The organism is Nonomuraea turkmeniaca, from assembly GCF_005889735.1.
Lineage (GTDB): Bacteria > Actinomycetota > Actinomycetes > Streptosporangiales > Streptosporangiaceae > Nonomuraea > Nonomuraea turkmeniaca.
In genome coordinates this window covers 1-1,593 of the sequence record NZ_VCKY01000524.1, presented here as the reverse complement: position 1 = coordinate 1,593, position 1,593 = coordinate 1, and the positions used below count along the sequence as shown (strand labels likewise).

General features: G+C 68.5%; 1 protein-coding gene and 1 pseudogene. Both read left to right on the top strand.

What is annotated here, in order from left to right:
- Positions 1-320 (top strand): annotated as a pseudogene (locus tag ETD86_RS54270) (hypothetical protein); the annotation flags it as partial.
- Between the two features lie 172 nt (positions 321-492).
- On the top strand, positions 493-1,266 hold the full coding sequence (locus ETD86_RS59545; RefSeq protein ID WP_138674375.1) for a LysR family transcriptional regulator: 774 nt from the start codon (positions 493-495) through the stop codon (positions 1,264-1,266).
- Positions 1,267-1,593: the final 327 nt, after the last annotated feature.

The window sequence follows — 1,593 nt, the reverse complement described above, 5'->3', positions numbered from 1 at the left end:
AGCTGACGCCGGCCGAGATCATCAAGATCGTGGATCTGATGCTCGCCCAGGTCGACGCCCGGCTGAAGGACCGCGACATGGGGCTCGACGTCTCGCCCGACGCCAAGCAGCTGCTGGCCGACCGCGGCTACGACCCCGTCATGGGCGCCCGTCCGCTGCGGCGGACGATCCAGCGCGAGCTGGAGGACTCCCTGTCCGAGAAGATCCTCTACGGCGAGCTCCAGTCCGGCCAGATCGTCAAGGTCGCCGTCGACGAGCTCGGGCTCGTCTTCACCACCGAAAGCGAGCCCGAACGGGTCCCGGTCCCGTTGCCGTCATGATGACGATCCAGCACCCGCCGTCGGGCCGGAGATGGCGTTTCGTACATCGCCGCGTTGTGTGAGCGGAGTGCCGGTGCCCCGCCCCCGAGATGGTGGCCGTCGCGCCGATCTGGCACGATCGCGGGAGGAAGCCTCGTTCGAAGTTGTGCGGGATTGATAGGGACCTGCCGGCATGGAGCTGCGCCAGCTTCGTTACTTCGTGACCTTGGCCGAGGAATTGCACTTCGGCCGGGCGGCGGCGCGTGAGCACATCGTGCAGTCCGCGCTGAGCCAGCAGATCCAGCGGTTGGAGCGCGAACTGGGGGTCGTGCTCCTGGAGCGCAGTACGCATCATGTCAGTCTGACCGCCTCGGGAACGGTGCTCCTCGCCGAGGCCCGCCAGATCCTGGCTCACGTCGAGCGAGCGACGACGGCGGCACGCAACGCGATGGGCTCCTCACCGACGTTGCGTGTGGGCATCATCGACTCCGGCTACGACTCGATGCCGCAGATTCTGCACGAAGCACAGGCCCGGCAGCCGGATCTGGTGATCCACCAGATCGAGGTGGGGGTTCCGGAGCAGTACCGGCTGCTCATCGACGGCCGGCTGGATGTGGGGATCGGCAGAGCGGCTCTCGCGCCGCCAGAGGTGGCCTCCCTGCTGTTCCGCCGGGACCCTCTTGGGGTCCTGGTTCCCGGCGACCACCCGTTCGCCGAGCTGGACGTCCGGGCCGCGGCCGATCTGGTGAGCCAGGGGCGTTGCCTGTACTGCGTGCCGTCCTCGTGCATCTCGGCGCTGCCCGGGATCATGTGGCGGCCGTTGGTCGAACCCGTGTCGACCTATCCGTGGTCCATCCTGTGGCGGGCCGGTGACGAGTCCCGACATGTCCGTACCGCCGTCAACTCAGCCCGGACCATGTCCGAACGCCTCGGCTGGCTGACCGGCCGGGACCAGACAACACGCTGACTCCCAGTTTCCGCAGCGCCTCGCATCAGGGCACCGCGGCGGCCTCCGCCTACGCGGGGACGCCGCCACGCCGTCCCGGCCGGTCGTGTACCGGCGGGACGGCCTGTACGTGGCGGAGGTGCCCCGGATGGCGATCATGGCCGTGGCCCGAAAACCACACGGCGCGCGCTCAGAAGCCGTAAGGCGCTCAGACCTCCTCGACGCTGCTCGGCTCACGCCGGGACAGATCGATGCCGAGTTCCTCCGCGGCGCGGAAGACGTCCTCGTCGGTGTCGCGCATCTCGATGGACATGCCGTCGCTGGAGAGCACCTCGACGTTCAGGCACA

Bases quoted from the DNA above. Each gene is read 5' to 3' on its own strand.
- ETD86_RS59545 (WP_138674375.1), top strand. From the start codon at position 493: ATGGAGCTGCGCCAGCTTCGTTACTTCGTGACCTTGGCCGAGGAATTG.